Here is an 18061-nt window from a genome sequence, read left to right on the forward strand (position 1 = left end):
TGCTGGGGGAGATCCCGGCCAGAAGCATGCCGGTATGACGGGGGATGCTTTCGTTCCCGAAGTCAGACGCGGTCGAGCTGCAGCACTGCCGCCAGGTCGGAGAGTTCTGCTGTGGTGGCGGGCAGGTATTCGGTGAGCAGCGGTGAGCGGATGATGATGGCCGACCACATGGCGCGCGAGATGGCGCTGGTCAGCCAGTGGCGGGACAGCAGCGTGCCGATGCCGTGCGGGGCGTCCTTGGGGGCCGAGGTGGTCATCGAGACCAGGACCACGGCGGCTTCGCGGCCCTGGAAGTGATCGGCGGTGCCGACCAGGACATCTTCGATCCTGGCGCGGGACAGTAGCGTTCGGATGCGCGCGACCTGAGCGTGATACGGGGCGACGACCAGAATGTCGTGCGGATGCAGGGGGCGGGTGACCGCGCCGGTCTGCCACGGCAGGCCGAGCAGATTACGAACCTGGCGGACGATTTCGCGGGCCTCTTCGGCGGATTCGGTGCTGTTGCCGTGGTGTTCGACGGTCACGGTGCGCACGCCGGGCGCAATGCCCTTGAGTTCCCTTGCCAGGGTGACGGTTTCATTGGACCGCAGGCGATTGTCGTAGCGCAGCCGCGAGACCGGGCCGCACATGCGCGGATGCATGCGCCAGGTGCGATCCAGGAAGTAGCCGAAGACGGCGGGCAGGGTGCGATGTGCGCCGACCAGCCGGCCCAGCGCCGATTCGTCGACCGGCGCCGGATGCATGCCCTGCCCGGCGCCGGGTGCGGGATCGCCTATCAGCAGCAGGTTTCGGGCGCAGACCGCGACCGCGACGGCATCGGCCAGCGGGAATTTCCCGGCATCGGCGATCACCAGCAGGTCCAGGCTGTCGCGGGAGATCCGTTCCGGATCGGCGAAATCGCTCGGAAGTCCGCCCACCACACCACCATTGACGGCATTATCGAGGAAGCGGCCGTACTTCGACGCGTCGATGGGCAGCCACTCCGGCGCCACCGATTGGGTATCGGCCTTGGCGACCAGCTCCGGGAGCACGCCGACCTGCACCACCGCGTCCAGTACGTGTTCGACCGCGCCGTGTGAGAGCGCGACCACTCCGATTCGCCACTTGTACCGTGTCACAAGCCTTTCCACCACGCGGGCGGTGGTATCGGTCTTGCCGGTGCCGGGCGGGCCCTGCACCGCCACATACGAATTCTGCAATTCGAGAATGGCGGCGGTGACAGCGGCGGCATTGTCGCCGAACACTTCCGGCAGCGCCTTGCCCGCGCGCAGTCGCGGCGGATGCCCGCCGAGCAGATCGAAGATCGCGGTCTCGGGCACCTCGGGCAGCGTCACCAGCAGCTGGTGCGCAATATCTTCGAGGTTCTCCTCCAGGTACTCGTTGCGGCCGGGCGGACAGGGCACGATCGCGGTGGGCAGCTCGTCGTAGGGCTCACAGCTGTCGGGCAGCAGCTCCACCACCCGGACCACATCCTCGAAATTGGTGTCCAGTGAGCAGCCGAGCACGGTGGCGTGCGCGGCGGCGCGCCGGCCCGGCATGGCGGTCATGCCCGGGACGGGACGGTCGTACAGCGTGAGCACCCGGGTGCCCGGCGGCGGCGCATTGCCGGTGCCGAGTCTGCCGGTGAGCGTGAGGTATCGGCGCATGGGGCGCTGACCGGTGCTGTGCCAGTTGGTATCCACCGTGCCCCAGTCGGCGACCAGAACGCCCGGCGTATCCGCCCACTCCTCCACGGGGTGGTCGAGCCGGTCATCGTGCGCCCACCGCAGCGGCTGCCGCTCCCGCCGGTGATAACCCAGCGCGGCCGCGGTGAACGCCGCCGTCACCTGCGCCGAAGATCGTTCCCGCCCATCGCGATACCCGGTGTCGGCGAACTCCCGCAGCGCCGCCTCCACCTCGTCGGGCCCGGTCTCCCAATAGTCGTACGACAGCCGCCGAGCAGGCTGCACCCCGTGCTCCTGCGCCAACTCGATCAGCCAATTCCGCAGTCGCAGCACAGCTCCCGGCCCGGTATTCGCAGCAGCCTCAGGACAGCTCACCGTCGCTCTGATCGTGCTGGCGCCCGCTGCACCGATCGCGGTTGCTGCCGCGGTCCAGGGTGCGCGCGGCTTGATCGCGGTGGCTGTGGCCGCGCGGGCAGTAGACGCTTCGGAACTACCTGTGGATGCGGCCCCAGAATCGGCGAGCCCGTGTTCAGTGTGGTTCGCAGGGGTGCTCGTAGTGCCTTCGAGGTAGCTCGCGTACGGCGTGTTCGGATCGCTCGTGGCGGTGTCCACACCTGTGGCCCGGTTCGGGGGGAGCTGGCGGACGTCGTAGGAGCGTTCGCCGACGATCATGGCGGCGCGCACGATGGGGTACAGGTCGACGAGGGCCGGAAGGAGTTCGGCCACTACGTCTTCGCCGTCGGGGTAGCGTTCGCCGATTGTGCTGAGCAGGGGGCGCAGTTCACCGCGGTAGTGGTGGATGCGCAAGTCGGGATGTTCCCACTGGCGTTCGGTGAGGAAGTCCAGTAGGGCGTCGGCATCGTCGTCCCAGGACGGGACATCCTGTGCCGCAGCGGTATCGCCGAGGGCGCTCGTATTCTCGCCGCGAATGGTGAAGGCGTGCACGCCATCTGCCGACCAGTTGGACCACACCTCGATCTGATCGGGTGCGCTCACACTGACGAACAGGTCGCCCCGGCTGGGCTGGGGGAGTGCGGCCAGCGCACCGGCATCGACGAGGGTGTGCGTGGGGTGGCCGGTGTGCTCGCGCTCGAGCTGGAGTTCGGCTTGGCGGCGCAGGACGGTGAAAGCTGGTGTGGGAACACCGGACACGGTGGCGTCGGCGGCGGCCAGGCGGTCCACTGTGGTGATGCCGGCATCCCGGAGTTGGGCACGGGTGGCGGCGCGCATACCGGCGACCAGGAGCAGATCGCGGCGGGATTCCAGTTCGGCGGTGCAGGCCCGGCAGTGACCGCAGGCGAGGAAGCGGCGGTCACCCCACTGCACGGGCAGCAGCTCACCGAGTTTGGCTTCCAGAATGTGGTTCAGGCGGTCGCGGCGGGCCCGGTAGACGACGGCGATATCGGCGAGCGAATGCGTGGTCGCGACGCCGTCCAGCCATAGCCGGGCCTGCGATGCGGGCCGGAAGCCGTTGCCGCGCAGTGCATCCGCGGTCGCGGCCAGGGTGAGCAGGGCGGGCAGGCGGGTGTGCCGGGTGGCGACGGCGGCGGGCAGGTAGTCGTGGGTTTCCGGGGCGCCGTCGCGCACCAGGAAGTCGCAGCGGGTGGCGAAGGCCCCGTCGAAGACGACGGCTCCCGCGACCGCGTCGGCGTTCGCGCGCAGCGCGGCGAAGGTCTGCTCGTGCGCGGCGTGCAGCGCCGCGGTGGTCGCCGCCGGATCGGCATGGTCTCGGACGCGCACCCGCACCACGCCCGCACCGAACCGGTCGCGCAGGTCCGCGAGCCGATACTCCACCGCCGGATCGCAGGCATGCGCCAGTACACCGGGCGCCGGGTATTCGATCGACGTCACCAGCCCCAGTTCGGCGTCGAGCGCGCGCAGCAGCGCGAACTCACAACGCGCCGCCGACACCAGGTCACCGGTGCTGCACACGACACGATCACCGAACAGAATCAATCGCGGCCCTCCTGTGTCTCTCCGCCGACACCCGCGACCCGGACGCGCGCCATTGCGTGCCGAGTCGCGCAACAGCGTAGTGACTCCCTACATCGAGGGGTGTTGCCAGGTCGCTTCTGCGTGCCGCCCCCGCCTATCCCGCCACAGCCGCACGTCAGCCCCGGTTTGCGGGCGATGTTGGGAGACAACACGACTCGTGCGGGCACCGGTCCCGCGCAAGTGCTCATGCCCCGCTCGGAGGCCGGAAAGCCCATCGGGCATCCCGGCGTGTCGTCATTCGCGCCGGGCTTTGCGCGCCGTCGTGCGGGTGTTTGCGACAATCGCCGGATGCCGTATTTCGAGGGCGCCCGCGGGCGGCTGCACTACCGCCACTGGCCCGTCGACCACTCCACGGCAACCCTCGCCCTCCTCCCCGGAACCGGCCAGCACAGCGGCCACTACCACCGCTTCGCCCGCGCTCTCGCCCCCGCAGGCATCGAACTCTGGACCCTCGACACCTCCGGCCACGGCCTCAGCGAAGGCAACCCCGACCGCCCCGGCACCCTCCCCGAACTCGCTGCTGACGCCCTGGCTTTCCTCACCCTCCTCCCCGCCCAGCCCCCGCACTTCCTGATGGGCCACTCCCTGGGCGCAGCCACCGCCGTCGCCGCCCTCCCCTCCACCTCGCAACTCGCAGGCCTGATCCTCTGTGGCACCCCCAAAGCCGTACTCGAAGGCCGACCCCCGAACTCCGCCCGAGGCAGCGCAGTGGACCCTCGCCGACATGCTTCGGCTGCTCGCGGGGACCATGCCTCGAATCTTGCAGGCGGCGAAAGCGTTCCGACGTTGCCGGGCGGCGGCATCGGGGACGGGCGCGAAGCGGTGCTGCCGGAGGGGATTCCGGTGTTGTTCGTGCACGGGGTGGATGATCGGCGGACTCCGGTTGAGCCGGTGCGGGAGTGGGCGCGGCGTGCGGCGGCCGAGTTTCGGGAGTACGAGGATGCGGGGCACGATTTGCTGCACGAGCCGGTGCATGCGGAGGTGACCGCGGATATCGCCGACTGGGTTCGCTCGGTGGTCGGCAGGCTCTGACCGCGGGCACGGGGTGTTGGCCGGTGATCTCGAACCGTCGGGGCCGGAGGCGCTTCGACGAACGGTCAGTTCTCGGGTGGGGCGGGGTGGAGGAGCTGCACGACCTCTTCGTCGGTGAGCTGGTGAAAGTCCCGGTAGACGCCGCCCACGCCGCCCAGGGAGCGGGGGACCAGCGGGCAGACGACTTCGTCGGCCAGAGCTCGAATGCGGTGCAGCGCTTCGGCGGAGGAGACCGGCACCGCGACCACCAGGCGGCGCGGTTCGTGCATGCGGGCGACCTCGCAGGCGGCGGCGACGGTCGCGCCGGTGGCCATGCCGTCGTCGGCGATCAGCACGGTGCGGTCCTTCAGCGGAATGGGCGGTTCGGCGCGCAGCACCTGGCGGCGGCGTTCGAGTTCGACCCGCTCCAGATCTTCGACATCGGCGAATTGCTCCGGCGTGACGCCGGTGTGCTGCACCACGTCGACATTGAGCACCCGCACCCCGTCCTCCCCGATGGCCCCCATGGCCAGCTCCGGCTGCCACGGCACCCCGAGCTTGCGCACCAGCAGCACATCGAGATCCCCGCCGATCACCTCCCGAATGGCCACCGCCACCGGCACCCCGCCCCGAGGCAACCCCAACACCAGCGGGTCCGCCCCACGCAGGTACCCGAGCACCCCGCCCAGCGCCCGCCCAGCAGCCCCCCGATCGGGATAGATCATTGCCCCCAGTCTAGTCGCGGCCCCGCAACGGCCTGCCGAACAGCTCGAATGCTGTTCAAGACCCCACCTTTACGACAGTGCCCCTATGTTCGTGGCCCGTCTCGGTCTGGACTGACGTAGTGGGGGAGCGAAGCGGAGGAGGGAAGACCGAGACAAAGGGGCCACGAACCCGCCCGGAGCGAAGCGGAGGGCAATCAAACACCGTAGCGGCGGAGGGCGAGGCTGGGGTTGGTGGTGCGGACTTCGTGGAGGTGTTCGAGGTCTATGCGGGCGGTGGCTATGCCGGGCTGGTCGCCGAGTTCGCCGAGGATGGCGCCGGTGGGGGCGATGACCATGGAGGCGCCGGAGCCGCGGGGGGCGGCCTGGTCGGCGGCGGCGACGTAGATGGTGTTTTCGATGGCTCGGGCGCGGAGCAGGGTGGTCCACTGGTCGACCTTGCCGGGGCCCGGAATCCATTGCGCGGGCAGCAGCAGGACATGGGCTCCGGCGGCGGCTATGCGCCGAATGCCTTCGGGGAAGCGCAGGTCGAAGCAGGTCTGCATACCGAAGATGACCCCGTTGACCGTGAAGGTCGGGGTTTGGTCGAGCGGTCCGGGCAGGACTATGTCGGATTCGCGGGAGGCGAAGGCGTCGTAGAGATGAACCTTGCGGTAGACGGCCGCGAATTCGGCGTCGGGGGAGGCGGCGACGAGGGTGTTGTAGACGCGGTCGGCGGGGCGGTCGCCACCGGGCGTTTCGATCACTCCGGCCACCAGGTGCACCCCGAATTCGGCTGCGATTCCGCGCAATCCGCTCACCCACGGCCCGGTGAGGGGTTCGGCGGCGGGGATGGCGCGTTCGTCCAGGTGCAGTACCGAGAACATGGAGTATTCGGGGGCGATCACCACCTGGGCACCGAGTGCCGCTGCGGCCCGTACCTCTTCGCGCAGTGTGGTGAGATTGGCCACGGTGTCGGTGCCGGGCGCGAACTGCACGACGGCGATGTCGACGACCCCGCCGTCCGCCACGCCGACGACGAGTTCCGGTTCGGCGGCAGGTTCGTGAACGGCGATCGTCGTTGCCCCCGAACTGCCTGGTTCTGTCGTTGCGGCAGTGCCGGTTACGTAATTGCGGACCGGCCCGGGTTCGGCGTGGCCGAGCCCGGATGCCGAAAGAACGGGGGTCGCGGCGACGGCCGAGGGCGGGTTGTCCGGTTGCACGAGTTCCAGCCTATTCACCCGATGGTCGGACCGACCAGGGCAAGGCAGTAAACTCCTGGTCAATGAGTACCTCACCGGCCGACAGCGTTCCCACTGACGACGAGAGGGACGCGAACGGCCCGTCCTTCGCTGATCTCGGTATCGATGACCGCGTATTGCGGGCCATCGCCGATGTCGGCTACGAATCGCCGTCGCCTATTCAGGCTGCGACGATTCCGCCGCTGCTGGCCGGCAAGGACGTGGTGGGTCTCGCGCAGACCGGCACCGGTAAGACCGCCGCCTTCGCCATCCCGATCCTGATGGGGCTGAATCTGACCGGCAAGGCGCCCAAGGCGCTGGTGCTGGCGCCGACACGCGAATTGGCCATACAGGTCGCGGAGGCGTTCGGCCGGTACGCCACCCACATTCCGGGTCTGAACGTGCTGCCCATCTACGGCGGCCAGAACTACGCCGTGCAGCTGTCCGGCCTGCGCCGTGGCGCGCATGTCGTGGTCGGCACGCCGGGTCGTGTCATCGACCACCTGGAGCGCGGCACCCTCGATCTGACGGAGCTGCAGTACCTGGTCCTCGACGAGGCCGACGAGATGCTGAAGATGGGCTTCCAGGAGGACGTGGAGCGCATCCTGCGCGACACGCCCGACACGAAGCAGGTCGCGCTGTTCTCGGCGACCATGCCGCCGGTGATTCGCAAGATCTCCAAGCAGTACCTGCACGATCCGGTCGAGATCACGGTCAAGACCAAGACCTCGACCAGCCCCACCATCAGTCAGCGGTACGTATCGGTGTCGTACCAGCGCAAGCTGGACGCGCTGACCCGCATCCTCGAGGTCGAGGCATTCGAGGCCATCATCATCTTCGTGCGCACCAAGCAGGCCACCGAGGAGCTCGCCGAAAAGCTGCGCGCTCGTGGGTATTCCGCCGCCGCCATCAATGGTGATATCGCGCAGACCCAGCGTGAGCGCACCATCGGTCAGCTCAAGAACGGCCAGATCGACATCCTGGTCGCCACCGATGTCGCCGCGCGTGGCCTTGATGTGGACCGCATCTCGCATGTCGTCAACTACGACATTCCGCACGACACCGAGTCATACGTGCACCGCATCGGCCGCACCGGCCGCGCGGGCCGCTCCGGTGAGGCGCTGCTGTTCGTCGCCCCGCGCGAGCGGCGTTTACTGGACGCGATCGAGCGCGCCACCCGCCAGCCGATCACCGAAATGCAGCTGCCGAGTGTGGACGATGTGAACGCGCAGCGTGTCGCGAAGTTCGGTGACACCATCACCGAGAACCTCGCCTCGTCGAACCTGCCGCTGTTCCGCAAGCTGATCGAGGATTACGAGCGCGAGCACAATATCCCGCTGGTGGATATCGCGGCCGCGCTGGCGATCGGCTCGTACGACGGCAATAACTTCTTCATGGAGCCCGATCCGGAGCCGGCCCCGCGTCGTGAGCGGGCCGAGCGCGGTGAGCGTTCGTTCAACGATCGGGAGCCGCGTGAGCGCCGCCCCCGTGAGGGCGGGCCCAGCCTGCACCGCAATACCGGCGCGGAGCTGGTCACCTATCGCATCGAGGTCGGTAAGCGCCACAAGGTGGCTCCCGGCGCGATCGTGGGCGCCATTGCCAACGAGGGTGGCCTGCGCCGCAGCGACTTCGGTCATATCAGCATTCGCCCCGACCACAGCCTGGTCGAGCTGCCTGCCGATCTCTCGCAGGAGACCCTGAATGCCTTGAGCCGCACCAGAATCAGCGGTCAGCTCATTCAGCTCCAGCTGGATTCGGGTGCGCCCGGACCGCGTGCCATGAGCCGCGCGCCGCGCCGCCCGGTGGACCGTGAGTTCAAGCGTCCGGACGCCACCCGCCGCAAGCCCCGCTCGTAATCGCTTCGCGCCCTGCCGTTTCCACCGCACCCGCTCCTCGTGCGCCGGTGCGGGCGAGAAGGTCAGGGCGCGAACGTATTCCGGCCGCGCTCACCGCGTGATCCGGGCTGAACACTCGCGCCCAGGCTGCTGAGCCTGGGCGCGAGTCTGTTTTTCAGGTCAGTGGGGTTCGCTGGATCCGACTATGACCGGGGAGCTGGGCTGGGTGGCCGGGACGTTCGGCTGCGTGGCCGGAACATCGGCCGGGACATCGGGTGCGGTGGTGGCGACATTCGGCTGGGCGGCCGGAGCACTCGGATCGGTGTTCGGCTGGGGAGTCGCCGCATTGGGTTGCGGCGCCGCGGCATTGGGTTGTGTGGTCGGCACGCTCGCCGGCGGCGGATCCTTGGGCAGATCGGCGACGGTGAACAGACCCACGGTCGGCAGCACCAGGCAGCGTGAGCCCGGATAGTCGATGGTGCCCCACAATGAGGCGACGACGGTGCCGGGTCCGGAGTCGACGGTCTTGGACAGCGCCGGCAGGTTGTAATCGGTCTGATCGTCGAGGGCATTGATGCCGCTGCGGCCATTGGCCACATTCAGCCAGACAACACTCAGCCCGGAGGCCAGCGGCATGCCGATGGTGGCGGGGGTGGCCTGGAAGCGCAGTGTTCCGGGCGGACCGGCGATGCCGCGGTCGGGACCGGCCTCACCGGATTCGGCCGAGGCGACCGTCATGGTGAACGGCAGATTGAAGCCGCAGCCGAGGGTGGGCGCCTGATAGCCGAAGGGCGTGAAGGCGATATTGGTCAGCTTGGCGGCGGAGATCAGTTCCGCGGCCTTTGCGGTGGTGTTCACCGCGGCCAGCGCGTTCTGATCCGGTCCGGCCGCGTCGGTGAGATGCGTGATCGCAGTGTCGACCGGCGAATCGGCGGGCGCGGGGGGCTCCGCGCCGGCGGTGCTGGTCGCGCCGAGAACTGCCGTGGCGGCGATGGCCGCGACCGATGCGGCCCGCCGGGAAAGGGTCCTGCCGTTCACTCGTGATGCTCCTGCGAACTGTCTCGGATACCGGAATCGATGTCCGGCCGCTGCTTTTCGCCGTGGAATGCGGCACGAGCACGCCGGATCTTCTCGGCAACGTACCAGCTCTCGCTGTGAGCCGTCGGGCGAGGCGGCGCGTCGGTGTGATCCAGCCGACAGGTCCCGTATTACCGGGGGGTAGGTTTGGAGTCGATAAGACAGCGACGCTGGGAGATGCGATGAAACTTGCCCTGTCACCTGACGAGGTGAAATTCCGGGATGAACTGCGCGAGTTCTACCGGACCAAGATCCCGGCGGAGATCCGCGACCGCGTCAAGTACGGCCGCGAACTCTCCCGCGAGGACATCGTCAGCACACACCGGATCCTCAACGAGAACGGCTACGCCACGCCCAAGTGGCCGTCGCTGTGGGGTGGCCGCGACTGGTCGCCCATGCAGCTGCACATCTGGGAAGACGAGATGCAGCTGGCGTCGGTTCCGGAGCCGCTCACCTTCAATGCTCAGATGATCGGCCCCGTCATCGCGCAGTTCGGCTCCGAAGAGCTCAAGGCGCGCTTCCTGCCGCCCACCGCGAATCTCGACATCTGGTGGTGCCAGGGCTTTTCCGAGCCGGACGCGGGCTCGGATCTGGCCTCGCTGCGCACCACCGCGGTCCGCGACGGCGACTCCTACATCGTCAACGGTCAGAAGATCTGGACCACGCTGGCGCAGTACGCCGACTGGATCTTCTGCCTGGTGCGCACGGATCCGACCGTCAAGAAGCAGGCCGGTATCTCGATGCTGCTCTTCGACGTGAAGTCGCCCGGCGTGACCGTGCGCCCGATCAAGCTGATCGACGGGCATCACGAGGTCAACGAGGTCTTCTTCGAGAATGTCCGGGTGCCCGCCGATCAGCTGGTCGGCGAGGAGAACATGGGCTGGACCTACGCCAAGTTCCTGCTCGGCAACGAGCGCACCGGCATTACCGGTGTCGGTCGCACCAAGGTCAAGCTGGGTGTGGCGAAAGAGTATGCCGCGCAGACCAAGTCGGGTGCGGGCACGCTGCTGGAGGATCCGGTCTTCGCGGCGCGCATCGCGGAGCTGGAGAACGAGTTGCTCGCGCTGGAGCTCACTCTCGCGCGGGTGGTGTCGCAGCCGAGCGACGGTAAACCGAATCCGGCCTCCTCGGTGCTGAAGCTGAAGGGTTCGGAGCTGCAGCAGGCCGCCACCGAACTGCTGCTGGATATCGCCGGTCCGGACGCACTGCCGGTACAGGCCGATGACATTGCCTCGCCCGATTGGGCGCAGCGCAGTGGCCCCGGCTATCTGAATTACCGCAAGACCACCATTTATGGAGGCTCGAGCGAGGTGCAGCGCACCATCATCGCCTCCACCATCCTCGGATTGTGAGCTGCCGCCATGGATTTCGAACTCACCGATGAACAGGTCATGCTGCGGGACACGGTCCGCGATCTGCTCGGCCGTGCCTACGACCCGGAGACCCGGCTGAAGGTCACCGATACCGAGCTCGGCTGGAATCGTGACGTCTGGAATCAGCTCGCCGAACTCGGCGTGCTGGGACTGGCCTTCAGCGAGGAAGACGGCGGCGTCGGCGCGGGGCCCGTGGAGGTCATGGTCGTACTGGAGGAGGTCGGCCGCCGGCTGGCGCCCGAACCGATTCTGGATGCCGTCCTGGTGCCGGGCGGGCTGATCGTCGCCGCCGGAACCGCCGCGCAGAAGCAGCGGCTGCTGCCCGAGCTGGTAGCCGGTACCAAGCTGCTCGCCTTCGCGAACGAGGAGCCCGGAACCCGCTGGCCCGCAGCAGAACTCGCCACCACGGCGGTTCCGCAGGGTGGCGGCTACGTGCTCACCGGCGTGAAGAATCCGGTCCCGCACGGTGATTGCGCCGACGAGCTCGTGGTCAGCGCTCAGCTCCCAGGCGGCGGCCTCGGCCTCTTCCTGGTCGCGGCCGCTGCGGAAGGTGTGGTGCGCAAGCCGTTCCGCACCTTCGACGGGCGTCGCGGGGCTCAGGTCGAATTGACCTCCGCCCCCGCGGAACTGCTCGGCGAGAATGCCGACGCCGCGGCCGCCCTGGCCGCGGTGACCGCGCAGGCGCAGGCCGCGCTCTGTGCCGAATCGCTCGGGGCGATGGAGGAGGCGCTGCGCCTCACCACCGAATATCTGAAGACGCGCAAGCAGTTCGGCGTCACGCTGTCGAAGTTCCAGACCTTGAGCCAGCGTGCGGCCAATATGTATGTCTCCCTGGAACTGGCGCGCAGTATGAGCCTCTACGCCAGTGCCGCTCTGGTGGACGATGTCACCGATCCGGTGGTCGCCGCGCGCGCCCGCCTGCAGGTCGGCCGGTCGGCCCGCCATATCGGCCAGGAGGCGATCCAGATGCACGGCGGTATCGGTATCACCACCGAATATCCGGTGAGCCACTACGTGGCCCGCCTCACCGCCATCGCCCGCACCCTGGGCGGCGATCTGGAACACCTGCGCGTGCTCACCGCCCGCGTAGCCGGCTACACCCTGGTCGAGTTCTGACCCGTACCAACAAGTTTCGCGCCCCGTCCCAGCCCTGGGCCGGGGCGCGAACTATTTCCCGAGCGTAGGCGCGAGCGCTGCCCTCGTCGGCGTAGGTGCTGCCCTCGTCATCCCGGCATGCTTTTGGCCGGGATCCACACCGGAAGCGTGCCAACAGGTTCCAGTGGATCCCGGCCAAAAGCGCGCCGGGATGACGAGGCGAGTTCGCTACTGGCCGCCGATGGACTGGTCGTCGGGGCGGTCGGTGGTCGGGACGGCCGCGACGGCGGGTTCGGTGGTGGCGATGGTGGCCCGCGTGGGTTCCGTTGTGGGAGCGGCGGGTTCGGTGGTGGTCGTGGACCGGCGGGTGGTCGTGGACCGGGTGGTGGTGGCGCGAGAGGTGCTTGGGGCCGACGGGTCGGCTCCCGGATCGTCCGGGTCTGTCGTCACGGACGGCGGGGCGGAGTGCCGGGGAGACTGTTCGGTGGCCACCCGCCAGGTGGGGGAGGGCGGGATGATCACGACGGGGGTGGTGGTGCCGGAGTTCGAAGTCTCCGGTGCGGCTTGCAGATCCGCGTTCAGCGCCGGGGGTGCGACGTACACGTCCTGATTGCCGAGGCCGCACGCGCCGATGAGAACGAGGCCGAGCGACACCGCGCCGACGGCGGCTGCGGCACCGGCCACGGGGGCGGGTATCCGCCGCCGCGGAGTGTCGCCGCGCTTATCCGCGCCGACGTTGCTGCCGTCCATTAAGGGCACTCCTGTTTCGTCTCGAGTGGGCTCACCCTAACGGAGGAGGGGGCGCGGGGCCAGGCGGGTGGTCGGTTCGATCCGGTGGCTTCACAGACGATTCCGCAAGGCACGACTATATCTCAAACAGCAGTAATTCAGATATCGAATCAGTAAAGTGCGCGTGTTGCACGCACGTGTCGTGTGGACTTTTCGTTGCCGAGCCGTAATGTGTGTCCAAAGTTACACGTGAGACGCCCGAAATTTGCCGAGAGACGCGCCGTTGATTCGCCGAACTCGGTGGGCGTCATCGAGGAGTGGATGATGGGTGCATTCTCGACATCCCCACTGCGCGCAGTCGCGCAGTCCGGGGAGCCGGCGACACAGTCGCTGAGATCGTCGGCAATTCTGGCCCGCACTGTCGCCTGGTTGATCTTCCTAGGCGGAGTCACCGGTGCTGTCCTCGGGATCGCTGGTCTACGCGTCGAAATCGCGGTCGCCGGCTTGATTCTCGCCTGTACCGCGGGCCTGATTCTGCTCAAGCTGCGTGCGGACGGTATGTCCCGCGACAGTCACTGAGCCATTCCGGGCGGCAATTGTTTGGCAAATGCTTATTCGAATGCCGGCAATGAAACACGCAAAAGGGACAAACCTCAGGGCTGCCTGCGAATAACCCATTCGAAAGCGGCAGCCTCGGACCGGCTGCCCTCGATGGTGCGCGACCGATTCGGTTCCCCGAGTTCGGCCAGCAAGCGTTCGGAAATCGGCACCAGCGTGGCCAGCGAATCCGGCGTGAACCATTCCGGTCGAGTGGCGAACAGCAGATCCTCACTGGAGGTATTGCCCGATGCGCCGGGCGCGAACGGGCAGCCGCCCAAGCCGCCCAGCGACCCGTCGACGACATTCGCGCCCGCGGTCAGCGCGGCGAGCGAATTCGCTACGCCCATGCCCCAGGTGTCGTGCCCGTGGAAGACGATCCGGTGTTCCGCCGTGCCCCAGCGGCCTTCGGCGACAACCGCTGTCACCAGCGCGGATACCTGACCGGGATGCGCCTGGCCGAGCGTATCGGCCAGCACGATATCGGCCGCGCCCGCGGTGCGCGGATCCCGTGCGATGGCCAGCACCCGCTGCGGATCGATCGGCCCCTCGAACGGGCAGGTGAAAGTTGTTGCCAGGCAGAGCTGAATGCGCCCGCCCGCCGCCTGCGCGAAACGGATGGCCTCCGGCATGGCGGCCAGGCTGTCCTCGGTGGTGCGGCCGATATTGGCCTTGTTGTGCGCATCCGATACCGAGAAGCAGTACTGGAAATTCCGTACACCCGCTGCCGCGGCCTTCTCCACATGCCGAGGCGTGGCCACCCACACCCAGCAGCGCCGCAGCTCTTCGGGGGTCAGCGCGGCCACCAGCTCGAGCGTATTGGCCATGGGCGGCACCAGATCCGGCCGCGCCATGGAGCCGATCTCCAGCTCCGGCACACCCAGCGCCAGCAGTTCGCGCACGATCTCGACCTTGCGTTCGGTGGGCAGCACCTTGCCGGTCAACTGCAATCCGTCGCGCAGGGTCACGTCCCGCAGCAGCGCGGTGGAGATGGTCATCGGCCCTCCAGCGCGTCGATGTCGTTGTCGGACATGCCGAGCAGGCCGGACAGCACCTCGCGGGTGTGCTCGCCCAGATCCGGGCCGACATTGCGAATGGGCAGCGACTGCCCGCCGATCACCGGGACGATGCCGGTGAAGCCGACCTGTTTGGGCTCGTCCTCGCCCACGTCGACCGGGAAGTGCTGAATCATATTGCGCGCCCGATACTGCTCGTCGGCGACGATATCGGCGGCGGTGTAAATGGGCCCGCACGGAATAGCGGCGGCCTCCAGTAGCTGCAGCGCCTCGCCCGGGGTGCGCAGTCGCGTCCAGTCGGCAATGTCGGCATCCAGCCGATCGCGATGGCGCCAGCGGCCCGCATTGTCTTGCAGCTCAGGGTCGGCCGCCAGATCGGGCCGTTCGATCACCTGCATATAGCGCTGGAAGATGGCATCGCCATTGCCGCCGATAATGATGCTGTTGCCATCACTGCACGGGTACGCATTGCTGGGCGCGATGCCCTCCATTCGCCCGCCTACCCGCTCGCGATTGATGCCGTAGGCGAGATAGTCCGGAACCAGCGACTCCATGACGGACAGGATCGACTCGTTCAGTGCCACGTCGATAATGCGCTGGTCCAAGGGAACTCGATCACCGGCGCGCTCGCGCTGGAACAGCGCCATGACCGTCCCGAAGGCCGCGTAGATACCCGCGATCGAATCCCCGATGGAGACGCCCACCCGCACCGGCGGCCGATCCGGATCGCCCACGAGTTCCCGCAGTCCCCCGACCGCTTCGGCAACCGCGGCGAATCCGGGCCGCTGCGCCAGCGGACCGGTCTGCCCGTACGCGGAGATGCGGGTGATCACCAGATCCGGATTGGCCTCGTTCAGCGCCTCCGGCCCGAGCCCCCACTTCTCCAGCATCCCCGGCCGGAAGTTCTCCAGCAGCACATCGCACTGTTTGACGAGATCCAGCACGATCGCGCGCCCCGCCTCGGTGCGCAGATCCAGCGTGATCGACTTCTTGTTCCGATTCACCGTCCGATAGAGCATCGAGGTGTCGCCGCCGTACAGCCGCCAATTCCGCAGCTCGTCCCCGGTTTTCGGCCGCTCGACCTTGATGACCTCCGCCCCGAAGTCCCCGAGAATCCGCCCCGCGGTAGGCGCAGCAACATAGTTCCCCAACTCCAGAACCTGCACCCCATCGAGCGGCCGAATCTCCATGCCCGCAATTCTGCCCCACCCCGAACCACGCTCCCCGGCCGCGCACCCCACCGCCGCGCACGAACTGGCCCGGCGCGCACGAGACAGCGCGAGATTCCGTGTGCGGCACGTGAAGCCACGCGCGTCGTTGCCCACCGACCGGCAGGACGCTGACGGAATCGGTCAAAGGGGACCGGCGATGGCGCTGGTTCACCGTGTGTGTAGTCCAACACGGTTGTACGCATCGATCGCACAGCCCGTCTGTGGGTGGCACAGCCCGTACAAAGGGTGTGGCGCAGCGACAAGGGGTGTGCGAACTGTGACCGAGGGAAAGTGCGCAACCCTGGGCACGCCGGGAGCTGTACCCGCCTTACCTCCGCAGCGGGCTGGAGGCGAGGTCTGGTTTGCGCGAAAAGGCCGGTGCGACAGTTGAGATGTTGAGGGTGTGTCGCACCGGCCGGGCTTCCCGGGTGCGGTGTGCGCACGTGCACCGCACCCGGAAAAGGGTTTTGTCAGGCGGCGCGGGGGGCGACCTTCTCGACGATGGAGTAGTGCTCGGCGTTGCCGGTGATGATGGTGCTCTGCTCGCCGTGGATGTCGACGGGGATGTCGCCGGCCAAGGTGATGCGGGTCAGGCGACGGGGCTGGCTGTCGTAGTCGTCGATGGCGTAGTGCTGGGTGGCGCGGTTGTCCCAGATGGCGACATCGCCGAGCTGCCAGTTCCAGCGGGTGGTGTTCTCCAGCTTGGTGACCCGGGCCTGCAGCAGCTGGAACAGGGCCTGGGATTCGGCGGCGGTCAGGCCGACGAAGTTCTTCACGAAGTGGCCGAGCAGGAGGGCGCGCTCGCCGGTCACGGGGTGCACGCGCACCACCGGGTGCTCGGTCTCGTAGTAGGTGGACTCGAATTCCGCGCGGTAGGCCTTGCCCTGATCGTTCGGGGCGTGCGAATCGCTGCGGTCGGCGGCGTAGTCGTAGGCATTGGTGTGCCGGGCACGCAGATTCTCGACCAGCGCCTTGAGGGGTACGGGGAGCGATTCGTAGGCGGCGACGGTGGAGGCCCAGGTGGTGGAGCCGCCGTAGGCGGGCAGGTGCACCGCGCGCAGGATGGACGCCTTCGGAATGCGGTCCACGAAGGTGACATCGGTGTGCCAGCTGTTGGCGCGGCCGTACTCGGAATCGATGGGCAGCGACTTGACGCCCTTCGAGGTGACGGTCGGGTGCGGGGTGGTGGGTGCGCCCAGCAGCTGCGCGAACTCGTACTGGCCGTCCTCGGTCAGATGCTCCTGGCCGCGGAAGAAGATGACCTTGTGCTTGTGCAGCGCATCCTGAATGACCTGCACGGTTTCGGAGTCCAGCTCGCCTCCGAGACGGACGCCGTCGATGCGCGCACCGATCTTGCTGCCGAGCTTCACCACGGTGGCGGTGGTGGCGTAATCGACGGACATACTGGGCCTTTCGCTCGAACGATTGCTTCGTTCGAGCACACCACCGGCCCCGTTGGCGAAACAGGTTTACACGCAGCTGTATTTAATTGCCCTCCGCTTCGCTCCGGGCGGGTTCGTGGCCCTGGAGTCTCGTTCTTCCCTCCTTCCGCTCCTCCGCTTCGCTCCCCCGCTCCACTCAGTCCAGAACGAGACGGGCCACGAACCTTTGGGGCGGGTTATCCCACCTGCTCGCGCAGGTACGCCAGGTCCTCGGGCACACCGTCGGCGGGAGTCTCCAGAATGATTGGAGCGTCCACCGCCTTGCATACCTCGACCAGCAATTGCGGATCGATGGTGCCGTCGGCCAGATTCGCATGCCGGTCCGCACCCGAATCGAAGGTGTCGCGGGAGGAGTTCAGATGCACCAGATCGATGCGCCCGGTAATCGCCTTGATCCGGTCAACGATGCCGAGTAGTTCCTCGCCGCCCGCCCAGGCGTGACAGGTGTCCAGGCAGAACCCGGCGCCGAAATCGCCGACGGCGTCCCACAGCCGCCCGATATCGTCGAAATGCCGTGCCATGGCGTGGTTTCCGCCCGCGGTGTTCTCGATCAGAATCGGCACCGCGAAGCCGCCCTTGTCCTGCTGGCGCTCGAAGAGCTTGCGCCAGTTCAGGATTCCCTCGATGGTCTCCGCATCGGAGCGGACATGCCCGCCGTGCACCACGAGGCCGAACGCGCCCAGCTCGGCGGCGGCCTTCGCCTGCTGAGCCACCGCATTGCGCGAGGGCATGCGCAGCCGGTTGTTCAGGCTGGCCACATTGATCTGGTACGAGGAGTGCACCACCAGATCGATGGGGCTGGCCTTGATCTCCTCGGCGAGCGGGTGCGGCTGGGGTTTGTCCCAACTCTGCGGGTCGACCACGAACATCTGAATGACGTCGGCGCCCAGCTTCTCCCCGAAACCGATGGGATCGCTGTCGAGCCGGACGTGTGCTCCTATGCGCATGGAAGCCAGCGTATCGCCGCCCCCCGACAAGAGATTGTGCTCACCACTGTTGCGCTTCCGCGAGCCGCGGAGATAGTTCTGTAGAACTCGATTGCGCTATGGTTTCGGTGATTTCCGGATCGGCCCG

14 protein-coding genes are annotated in these 18061 nt (G+C 67.7%); 5 read left to right on the forward strand and 9 right to left on the reverse strand.

The window, feature by feature from the left end:
* Positions 1 to 62: 62 nt before the first annotated feature.
* Complete coding sequence (locus tag JWN03_RS19360; RefSeq protein WP_297616644.1) at positions 63 to 3620, reverse strand: AAA domain-containing protein; 3558 nt, start codon at positions 3618 to 3620, stop codon at positions 63 to 65.
* 174 nt (positions 3621 to 3794) lie between these two features.
* Here JWN03_RS19360 and JWN03_RS19365 point away from each other — a divergent pair, with 174 nt between their 5' ends.
* Complete coding sequence (locus JWN03_RS19365) at positions 3795 to 4691, forward strand: alpha/beta hydrolase (RefSeq protein ID WP_366914450.1); 897 nt, start codon at positions 3795 to 3797, stop codon at positions 4689 to 4691.
* A gap of 65 nt (positions 4692 to 4756) precedes the next feature.
* Here JWN03_RS19365 and JWN03_RS19370 read toward each other — a convergent pair whose 3' ends face one another.
* Together JWN03_RS19370 and JWN03_RS19375 are read right to left on the reverse strand one after the other, a co-directional pair.
* On the reverse strand, positions 4757 to 5395 hold the full coding sequence (locus JWN03_RS19370) for a phosphoribosyltransferase (RefSeq protein ID WP_297616648.1): 639 nt from the start codon (positions 5393 to 5395) through the stop codon (positions 4757 to 4759).
* A 194-nt stretch (positions 5396 to 5589) separates the two neighbouring features.
* Positions 5590 to 6402, reverse strand: coding sequence for a carbon-nitrogen hydrolase family protein (locus tag JWN03_RS19375; protein WP_297616822.1), 813 nt, complete (start codon positions 6400 to 6402; stop codon positions 5590 to 5592).
* Between the two features lie 254 nt (positions 6403 to 6656).
* Between JWN03_RS19375 and JWN03_RS19380 the strand changes: the two genes are divergently transcribed.
* Positions 6657 to 8468, forward strand: coding sequence for a DEAD/DEAH box helicase (locus JWN03_RS19380; protein WP_297616652.1), 1812 nt, complete (start codon positions 6657 to 6659; stop codon positions 8466 to 8468).
* Positions 8469 to 8627: 159 nt separating this feature from the next.
* On the opposite strand, the gene JWN03_RS19385 is transcribed toward JWN03_RS19380, so the two are convergent.
* Positions 8628 to 9485: a hypothetical protein gene (locus JWN03_RS19385; RefSeq protein WP_297616655.1), complete on the reverse strand. Its 858-nt coding sequence runs from the start codon at positions 9483 to 9485 to the stop codon at positions 8628 to 8630.
* A 221-nt stretch (positions 9486 to 9706) separates the two neighbouring features.
* Between JWN03_RS19385 and JWN03_RS19390 the strand changes: the two genes are divergently transcribed.
* Positions 9707 to 10876, forward strand: coding sequence for an acyl-CoA dehydrogenase family protein (locus JWN03_RS19390; RefSeq protein WP_297616658.1), 1170 nt, complete (start codon positions 9707 to 9709; stop codon positions 10874 to 10876).
* A gap of 9 nt (positions 10877 to 10885) precedes the next feature.
* Entirely contained in the window at positions 10886 to 12013 is a 1128-nt protein-coding gene (locus tag JWN03_RS19395) for an acyl-CoA dehydrogenase family protein (RefSeq protein ID WP_297616680.1), read from the forward strand.
* 207 nt (positions 12014 to 12220) lie between these two features.
* Here the strand turns inward: JWN03_RS19395 and JWN03_RS19400 are convergent, their stop codons facing one another.
* The gene (locus tag JWN03_RS19400; protein WP_297616683.1) at positions 12221 to 12742 is read right to left on the reverse strand and encodes a hypothetical protein; all 522 of its coding nucleotides are present in this window, start codon (positions 12740 to 12742) and stop codon (positions 12221 to 12223) included.
* A gap of 303 nt (positions 12743 to 13045) precedes the next feature.
* Between JWN03_RS19400 and JWN03_RS19405 the strand changes: the two genes are divergently transcribed.
* Positions 13046 to 13300 carry a hypothetical protein gene (locus tag JWN03_RS19405; RefSeq protein ID WP_297616686.1) on the forward strand — a complete coding sequence of 85 codons (255 nt, stop codon included), beginning with the start codon at positions 13046 to 13048 and terminating at the stop codon, positions 13298 to 13300.
* 74 nt (positions 13301 to 13374) lie between these two features.
* Here the strand turns inward: JWN03_RS19405 and JWN03_RS19410 are convergent, their stop codons facing one another.
* The 4 genes from JWN03_RS19410 to JWN03_RS19425 all read right to left on the reverse strand — a co-directional run bounded on the left by JWN03_RS19410 (position 13375) and on the right by JWN03_RS19425 (position 17934).
* Complete coding sequence (locus JWN03_RS19410) at positions 13375 to 14316, reverse strand: hydroxymethylglutaryl-CoA lyase (protein WP_297616689.1); 942 nt, start codon at positions 14314 to 14316, stop codon at positions 13375 to 13377.
* Entirely contained in the window at positions 14313 to 15524 is a 1212-nt protein-coding gene (locus JWN03_RS19415; RefSeq protein ID WP_297616691.1) for a CaiB/BaiF CoA transferase family protein, read from the reverse strand. Before JWN03_RS19415 ends, JWN03_RS19410 begins: the two co-directional genes overlap by 4 nt.
* Before the next feature lie 491 nt (positions 15525 to 16015).
* Positions 16016 to 16948 (reverse strand): TauD/TfdA dioxygenase family protein, encoded by a 933-nt coding sequence (locus JWN03_RS19420; RefSeq protein WP_297616694.1) that lies wholly within the window; start codon positions 16946 to 16948, stop codon positions 16016 to 16018.
* 215 nt (positions 16949 to 17163) lie between these two features.
* Positions 17164 to 17934, reverse strand: a complete 771-nt coding sequence (locus JWN03_RS19425; RefSeq protein WP_297616698.1) for a deoxyribonuclease IV — start codon at positions 17932 to 17934, stop codon at positions 17164 to 17166.
* Positions 17935 to 18061 lie beyond the last annotated feature (127 nt).

Source organism: Nocardia sp., assembly GCF_025465275.1.
Classification (GTDB): domain Bacteria; phylum Actinomycetota; class Actinomycetes; order Mycobacteriales; family Mycobacteriaceae; genus Nocardia.